This is a genomic window from Streptomyces sp. NPDC026673 (assembly GCF_040638135.1).
GTDB lineage: Bacteria > Actinomycetota > Actinomycetes > Streptomycetales > Streptomycetaceae > Actinacidiphila.
Genome location: NZ_JBEZXR010000149.1, coordinates 1 through 7,492, shown reverse-complemented (window position 1 = coordinate 7,492; position 7,492 = coordinate 1). Strand labels below are relative to the sequence as shown.

The following is a 7,492-nucleotide window of genomic DNA, read 5'->3' as shown; positions in this document are numbered from 1 at the left end:
CGTGCACTACCCACCGAAGGTCGCGCTCGCCAGCCTGGTCAACAGCCTCAAGGGCGTCTCGTCCCGCCGCCTGCGCGCCGAGTTCACCGACCGGGTCAACCAGGCGATCATGCAGGGCCGGTTCTGGTCGCCCTCGTACTTCGCGGGCTCATGCGGCGGTGCCCCGCTCCAGGTGGTCAAGGACTACATCGCGCAGCAGAAGCGGCCGGACTGAGCGCGGCCAGCCGTGGGCGCGGGCAGACAGTACGGACCCGTGCTGAGGTCAGAGCACACCAGAGATGCGATTCACCCCCGGCCTGAAGGCCGGGGCACCCTCCCAAGATCAGCGGTAGACGTCGTCGAGGAAGCCGGACGTGTCGGCCATCGCCCGGGCGACCTCGTTGTTGAACGAGGCCGCCACGAAGCCGAAGTACAAGACCGTGAAGGCGGACATCACGGCGGTGCGCACGTCGCGGGAGTCGGTGAAGAGCACCAGGAAGGTGCACAGGCTCATGGCGGGCAGGGCCACGGAGAGCCCCGCGATGCCGATGTCCTGCCCGAAGAACCAGAAGGTGGAACCGACGCCCAGGGCGAGCAGCACCACGTTCACCACGACCAGCAGCAAGCCGACCTGCCAGTTGATCCGGCCGTCGCCGATCCGGCCGGAGAACCTGTCCGGCGGCCTCTCCCCGTTCACGGCACTCAGGTTACCCCGGGTCCCGGCGAACCGGGCTCCTCCGCAAGGCGTTTGATGGCCGACAGCCGTGCGTCCCAGCGGGCGGCGACGCGGTCCATCCACCGCGCCGCCGCGACCAGCCGCTCCGACCGTACGGCGTACCGCATCTCGCGGCCCGCGCGCCGTCCCGCGACCAGCCCGGCGTGGTCCAGCACGGTCAGGTGCTTGACGATCGCCTGGCGGGACACGGGGAGTTCGGCCGCGAGCACGGTGGCGGTGGTGTCACCGTGCTCGGCGATGGCGTCCAGGATGCGGCGGCGCATCGGGTCGGCGAGCGCGGCGAAGACGTCCTCCTCGCCGTCGGTGCGGGCGTCCGTCATGCGGACAGCTTCTCCACGTACGTGGCGAGTCCGGCCGCGACCTCCACCCAGCCCTGCGAGTGGCTCTCGTACCCGGCGTACGGGATCCGGTCCTCGGGGATGTCGAGTGCCGCGAAGCCGCTCTCGACCACCCGCAGGCGGGTGCCGTCGCCGTCGGCGGTGAGGGTGAACTCGACCAGGGTGGAGTTGTCCTCGGTGGCCTCGGCGCCCGGGAAGGCGGTGGCCCAGCGGTAGGAGAAGTAGCGCGGCGGTTCCACGCTCACGACGCGGCTGGGGTAGCTGCCGAAGCCGTGGTCGATCTCGAAGGCGCCGCCCGGCCGCAGGTCCACCTCCGCGGGCGCGCCGCTGCCGCCGAGGTCCGCGCCGAACCAGCGGCCGATGTGCTCGGGCCGGGTCAGGACGTCCCACACGCGCTGGACCGGGGCCGCGATGGTGATCTCCCGCTCGATGCGGTCCGGGGTCTGGGTGCTCATGATGATTCCTCCGTCGGTCGACAGCCTCACATGCAACTCCAGGGTTGCACGTGAGGTGCCGACACGCAACCTACAGGTTGCACGTCGCGTGGATCAGTCCGTGAGCAGCGCCTCCCGCATCGCGGTCAGCAGGGCCTCGTCCGCACCGAGCCGCTCCCGGGCGTACCCCTCGACGGATCCGTGCTCGGCGGTCAGCCCGGCGAGGAAGATCCGCATCGCGTCGGCGGGTGCCCTGCCCCAGCCCGGCCACCGCAGGCTCCGATCCGGATGGGCGGCCGTCCAGTCCGCGAGCAGGCGCGCGGTCGCCAGGTCGCTCAGCGCGTAGTCGGCGACGATGTCCTCCTCCGACACTCCCAGCAGCCCGAGCACCAGCGCCGCCAGCAGCCCGGTGCGGTCCTTGCCCGCCGCGCAGTGGAACACCAGCGGCCCGCTGCCGTCGGCGGCGATCACGTCCAGCGCCCGCGCCAGCTCCTTGACCCCGTCGGCCGCCACCTCGGCGTGCAGCCGGGCGTAGAAGGCGGTCGTCTCGACCTCGGGCCCGAACGTGGTCTGGTCGTACGGCCGGTGCTCGATGCTGAGGTTGTGGTAGGCGACGCCTGTGGCCTCCGGCACGCGACCCTTGGCCTCGATCTCGAACGGATAGCGCAGGTCGATCACCGTGCGGATCCCGAGGGCGGCGAACCTCTCCAGATCGCCGCCGCCGAGCTTGGACAGGGCATCGGAGCGGTAGAGCCGCCCCCAGCGGACCGCGCGGCCGTCGGTCGTCCGATAGCCGCCCAGATCACGGAAGTTGTGGAGCCGTTCGAACGCTATGTGTCTCCCCATGGGCGAACCCTACGGGCCGGTCGGCCGCCTCAGAAGATCCCCTGGCCGGGGACGAGGACCTCGCGCGGGTCGAACCTCCGCTTGGCCGCCGCCAGCGCGGGCCACGCCGAGCCGAAGTGGACGCGCCAGTCGGTACGAGTGAAGGGGATCGACCCGACCGGGTACTGCGTGCCGCCCGCCGCCCGGGTGGCCTCGAAGGCGGCGCGGTTGGCGGCCAGGAGGCGGTCGACCGTGGCGGTGTCCTGCGGCGGAGTGGTGCGCAGCACCGCGAGGAGGTACGGCACCGGGTCCCGGGACGTGCGCAGCAGGGGCCGGTGCAGGCGTTCGCGCAGCAGCGGGTAGAGCAGGACGACGCCGGGGCCGAGGTCGGCCGGTGTGAGGGCGTCCAGGATGCCCCCGGCCACGGCGGCCGCTTTGTCGCCGGGGATGAGCAGGTTGAGCCACGGGTGGGCGAAGTCCCACAGGCCGGCGGCCTTGAGCGCCTCCACCGAGGCGGCGAGGCGGTTCAGGAAGTCGAAGTAGCCGAGGTCCTCGATCTGCACACCCGCGGTGTCGTGGTGCAGCCCCGCCAGCAGCGCGGCGTCGTCGGGCGCGGCGTCGTAGGACACGGCCTCCAGGACGTAGCCGCGGAACGCGCCGTTCGCGTCCGGGACGACCTGGCCCTCGACGTAGCCGAACCGGCCGTCGGTGACCAGCAGTCGCTGGTCGGCGAGGAAGGTGCCCAGGTCGTGGTAGGGCAGCAGGTAGTGCCGGACGGTCGAGGGGGCCCGCACCAGGCGCAGGGTGGCCGAGACGATGACGGCGCACTGGCCCAGGCCTGCCAGCGCCGCCTCGAAGAGTTCGCGGTGCCGCTCCGGAGAGCACCGCACCAGCTCGCCGGCGCCCGTGACGACCCGCAGTTCGGTGACGTTGTCGACCTGCGCTCCGTGCCGGTGGCTCTGGCCGCCGAGTCCGCCGACGGAAAGCGTGCCGCCGACGGAGAGTTCGAGGTAGTCGGTCAAGACCGGCGGTGTGAGGCCGTGCTCCAGGGTGGCTCTGGTGACGTCGCTCCACTTGGCGCCGGCACCGACGGTGACGGTGCGGCGGTGTACGTCGACCGGGCCGATCCGCGCCAGCGGCGTGGTCTCGATGACCAGCCCGCCGTCCACCTGGGCCTGGCCGAAGGTGCCGTGGCCCTGGCCGCGGGGCGCCGCCTTCAGCCCGTGCCGGTTGCAGAAGCGCACCATGGCGACGACGTCGTCGACCGACCCCGGGCGGAGCACGGCCACCGGCCGCCGGTGGACGATGTGGCCGAAGTCGTCGGCCGCCGCGCCGAGCGCGGCGTCATCGGTCAGCAGCGTCCCGTCCAGGTGGGGCAGCCCCACCAGCGTGCCGTCCGCACGGTCCGCGGCGGTCCCGGCCGCGGCCCAGCTTCGGCCGATCGGGTCGAATCCGACGATCGCGGCGCCCGCGGTGGTGGCCGCGGCACGCAACATCACTCGCCGGGACGGGAGTTGGGACATGGGCGCTCCCCCTGAACGGTCGGTGGACGGTGCAACAGTCCGGGATTCTAGGCCCGGTGTCCTCCCGTCAGCAGGGAGTCGGGCAATCCCGTGGGCCACCGCGACGCTAACCGACCCCGGGGCGGGCGGCCCGCCGGGGCGGGCCGCCCAGGTGATCACTTCAGCTGCGCCCACCGGGGGTCGGTGGCGGCCTTGACCAGTTCGTCCATGCTGACGCCGGGCGCCTTCCGGGTCACGGGACGGTGGTAGCCGTCGGAGTTGAACGCCGAGACCACGACCCGCAGCCCGTCGGGGCGGATGGTGTCGGCGACCCACCGCACGATGCCGACGCCGCCCTTGTCGCCACCGTCGCGGCGCTTGACCAGCTTCGTCCCGTCGGGGAGGACGGTCGCCTTCTTGTAGATCGGGTCGTCCACCTCGTCAGGCGCCCAGCGCTGGAAGTCGATCTCGACGAAGGTGGCGCCGCGGCCGTCGTCGACGGTGAGGTGGAGGTATCCGCCGTCCTGCCCGCGCGGCACGGTGACCTTCAGTCCCTTGGGCAGCACCTCCTTGAGCAGGGCCATGATCTTCGCGGAGCTCGGCATCGCGGGGTCGGTCCCGGGCTGCGTGGCCGGGGCCTCGGGGATGCCGGAGAAGAACCGGTCCCACTGCGCGGAGCGCACGAGGGCGCCGAGCTGGGCGGCGCTCAGCGGCGGGTTCTCCCGGGTGGTGGGCTTGCCCTTCTGCGCGGGTGCGTTCCATTCATCGGCCTGGATCTGACGGCCGTCGGGGGTGGTCAGGATGGCCTGCCAGTCCTTGGGGCCCTTGCGGTTGTCCTGGTATTCCCAGCCCTTGATGACGACGAGCACGGCCTCGCCGGGGAGTTCGGTGCGCTTGCACGTCGTGCCGGGCTTCATGAGCGCGAGGTCGGGGCACTCGTCCTGCCTCTGCCCGGCTTGGACGCGGCTCAGGTTGACGGAGATCGTCGAGGCCCCGCGGCCGTCGTCCCAGACGGCCTGGGCGTAGGGGCTCCCCGGATTCGAGGTGCCCTCCATGTCCGAGGCCAGCCCGCTGAGGACCCTGCCCTCGGGGAGGAGTTGCCGCAGAACGGTGAACAACTCCGAATCCGGGACACCGCCGCGGGTGGTGTCCTCGCCCTTGTCCTTGGCGTCGTCCTTGCCGTTGCCGCTGTCCGTCGGGGCGGGCGTGCTCGAGCTCGCCGGGCCCACCTTCCGGGCCGTGCCGCCCGGTACGACCAGGCCGGCGGTCACCCCCGCGGCCGCCACGGCGGCCACCGTGCCCACGACGGCGGCGGTGCGGCGCCGGCGGACGCTGCGGCCCTGGGCCAGGCCGGCCGCGACGAGGGCGCGGTTGTCGGTGCTGAAGGTGTCGCCGGTGTGCCGCAGCGCGGCCCCGAGGTCGTCTTCGAAGGGCATGGTGAACCACCGTCCGGAGGAGAAGGGGGAAGGGGAGGGGAAATCGGTGGGGGGAGGTGGGGTCAGTGGGACGAGACGAGTTCCGCGAGGCTGTCGCCGAGCAGTTCGCGGAGCCGGGCGAGGGCGCGGACCGACCGGGTGCGCACCGCGCCGGAGCTGACCCGCATCGTGTCCGCGGTCTCCTCGATGCTCCGGTCCTCCCAGTAGCGGAGCACCACGACCGCGCGGTCCTTCGGCGCCAGCCGGGCGAGCGCGTCGAGGAGGGTCAGCCGCAGCAGTGCCGTGTCGCTGTCGTGGTCGCCGGAACCCGAGGGGACGTCGGGAAGTTCACCGATGGGGGACTCACCGCTGCTACGCCGCCGCTTGTGGCTGAGGAAGGTGCGGACGAGCACGGTCTGGGCGTAGCCGGCGGGGTTGCCGACCCGGGACACCCGCCGCCAGGTGACGTACATCTTGCCGAGGGTCTCCTGCACCAAATCCTCGGCGAGGTGGGTGTCGCCGCCGGTGAGCAGGCAGGCCGACCGGAAGAGATGTGCCGCGCGGGTCGCCGCGAAGTCCAGGTAGTCCTTCGTACGGTCCTCGTGCATGCCCCACCCCATCGTCGATCAGCGCCGCCTTCACCTCACTGACGTCGCGGGCGTACGGAAATGTTGCACCGCCACAGCACGAGCGCGGCGCCGAGGAACGGCAGGCCCGTCAGGGCGAACAGCGGCCCGGCCCCGGACCACCGCGACCCCAGCGCCCAGCAGCCGAACAGCAGCAGCGCCGCGGCCTCGGAGCCCAGGCCCGCCAGGGAGGTGACCGTCGCGCGGGTGCGGTCGGACAGCCGCTCCTGCAGGCCCGCGTCGGCGGCCGCCGTCGCCCAGTCGAAGACGCCGAAGGCGACGGCCACCACCACCAGCCCCGCCGGGTGCGCGCCCACCGCACCCGCGGCCAGGCACACCCCGGCCACCGCCGGTGCCAGTGGCGCCCGGCGCTCGCCGCGGCCGGCCAGCCAGCCGCCCGCGACGGAGCCCGCCGTCACCAGCAGCACGAGCAGCGGCACGAGGGACGGCCTTACGCCGGTGGCCTGGGCGAGCAGCGGTACGTACTCGTCCAGCGCGGTCGCCCCCGCCAGCAGGGAGACGACGGCCACCATGCGCCCGACCCCGGGCGTGTGCCGGGCCTCGGCGAGGGCCTCACGCAGCAGGCCGGTGTACGTGGCGGGGCCGCCGCCCGCCGCGGCCCGGTCCCGGCGACCCCGGGGCTCGGGCAGCGCGAGGGCCGCCAGCGCGGTGAGCACGGTCACCGCGACGCTGACCAGCCCGACGGCGTGGTCGCCGCCCGCCGCGAGCAGCGGGCCCGCCAGCGCTGTGGCCGCCAGGGCCGCCGTGGTGCCGAGCGCCTGCGCGCGGCCGGTCAGGCGCGCGTACGCCCGGGACGCGCCGACCCGGGTGAGCTCCTCGTGGACCAGCGCCTGCAGCGCCCCCGACCGCAGCGCGGAGCCGGCGCCCCACAGGACGAAACCGGCGGCGAAGGAGGCGTAGCAGGGCCACAGGGTCCACAGCGTGAAGCCCGCCCCGGCGAGCAGGGGCGCGACGGTGAGCAGGGCGCGCCGGGAGAAGCGGTCGGCCCACACGCCCGAGGGCACCTCGAGCAGGAACGCCGTGAGCGACCACACGGCGAACAGCGAGGAGATCCCGGCCTCCGACAGCCCGGCGTCGGCGAAGAGCACCGCGTACACCGGGTAGAGCGGGATCAGGTCCTCGATGAAGGCGTAGGCGTAGAGCCTGCGCGCCAGGGGGGACTCCGGTGATGATCAATGTCGCCATGTCATGGGACGAGCGTAGCCGGGTACGAATCCGTTGAGGAGGCGTTTTCCATGCACATGGGACGTACCGGGAACGAGCCTCTGCGGGCTCGCAGCGCCTTGCGGATGCGGCTCGGGCTGGCGGCCTTCGGGCTGGCCTGGGCGATCGCGGGAACGGTGGTCTTCGCGGACCTGGGGCGTACCGGCTGGGCGGTCTTCTTCGGTCTGCTGGCGCTCGTCGCGGGGGGCGACCTCTTCGTGATCGTCCGGCACATCCGCCAGGGCCCCCACTGGCAGCCGGGACGCGATGTCCCGCCGTACGAACCGCTCCGCAAGCACTGAGCGCACGGCCTGCGCACGGCGGTGCGCACGGCGTGCGCGCGGACAGGGAAACGCCGAGTGGCGCCGGGGGGTTTGCACCCGGGCCAGGGGGTTAAAAGGGGGGCGACCCCC

Annotated in this window: 10 protein-coding genes; 2 read left to right on the top strand and 8 right to left on the bottom strand. The window is 73.1% G+C overall.

All coding sequences use genetic code 11. From position 1 onward, the window contains the following. Positions 1-214, top strand: a 214-nt coding sequence (gene tnpA, locus AB0F62_RS42035; RefSeq protein WP_361811976.1) for an IS200/IS605 family transposase, incomplete at its 5' end; no start/stop codon positions are given. Positions 215-322: 108 nt separating this feature from the next. Here tnpA and AB0F62_RS42030 read toward each other — a convergent pair. The 8 genes from AB0F62_RS42030 to AB0F62_RS41995 all read right to left on the bottom strand — a co-directional run bounded on the left by AB0F62_RS42030 (position 323) and on the right by AB0F62_RS41995 (position 6,973). After that, the gene (locus tag AB0F62_RS42030; protein ID WP_361811973.1) at positions 323-676 is read right to left on the bottom strand and encodes a hypothetical protein; all 354 of its coding nucleotides are present in this window, start codon (positions 674-676) and stop codon (positions 323-325) included. A 5-nt stretch (positions 677-681) separates the two neighbouring features. Further along, positions 682-1,035, bottom strand: coding sequence for a metalloregulator ArsR/SmtB family transcription factor (locus AB0F62_RS42025; RefSeq protein ID WP_361811970.1), 354 nt, complete (start codon positions 1,033-1,035; stop codon positions 682-684). Beyond that, positions 1,032-1,508 carry an SRPBCC family protein gene (locus AB0F62_RS42020; RefSeq protein WP_361811967.1) on the bottom strand — a complete coding sequence of 159 codons (477 nt, stop codon included), beginning with the start codon at positions 1,506-1,508 and terminating at the stop codon, positions 1,032-1,034. The genes AB0F62_RS42025 and AB0F62_RS42020 overlap by 4 nt, the downstream gene beginning before the upstream one ends. A gap of 93 nt (positions 1,509-1,601) precedes the next feature. Further along, positions 1,602-2,333, bottom strand: a complete 732-nt coding sequence (locus AB0F62_RS42015; RefSeq protein ID WP_361811964.1) for a tyrosine-protein phosphatase — start codon at positions 2,331-2,333, stop codon at positions 1,602-1,604. A gap of 29 nt (positions 2,334-2,362) precedes the next feature. Next, positions 2,363-3,835: an FAD-binding protein gene (locus AB0F62_RS42010; protein ID WP_361811961.1), complete on the bottom strand. Its 1,473-nt coding sequence runs from the start codon at positions 3,833-3,835 to the stop codon at positions 2,363-2,365. Positions 3,836-3,990: 155 nt separating this feature from the next. Continuing rightward, the gene (locus tag AB0F62_RS42005) at positions 3,991-5,250 is read right to left on the bottom strand and encodes a hypothetical protein (protein ID WP_361811958.1); all 1,260 of its coding nucleotides are present in this window, start codon (positions 5,248-5,250) and stop codon (positions 3,991-3,993) included. A gap of 62 nt (positions 5,251-5,312) precedes the next feature. Further along, positions 5,313-5,837: a SigE family RNA polymerase sigma factor gene (locus AB0F62_RS42000; RefSeq protein ID WP_361811955.1), complete on the bottom strand. Its 525-nt coding sequence runs from the start codon at positions 5,835-5,837 to the stop codon at positions 5,313-5,315. A 35-nt stretch (positions 5,838-5,872) separates the two neighbouring features. Then, positions 5,873-6,973 carry an MFS transporter gene (locus AB0F62_RS41995; RefSeq protein WP_361811952.1) on the bottom strand — a complete coding sequence of 367 codons (1,101 nt, stop codon included), beginning with the start codon at positions 6,971-6,973 and terminating at the stop codon, positions 5,873-5,875. A gap of 138 nt (positions 6,974-7,111) precedes the next feature. Here AB0F62_RS41995 and AB0F62_RS41990 point away from each other — a divergent pair, with 138 nt between their 5' ends. Next, positions 7,112-7,381, top strand: a complete 270-nt coding sequence (locus tag AB0F62_RS41990) for a DUF6343 family protein (protein WP_361811949.1) — start codon at positions 7,112-7,114, stop codon at positions 7,379-7,381. The last annotated feature ends 111 nt before the right edge of the window (positions 7,382-7,492 follow it).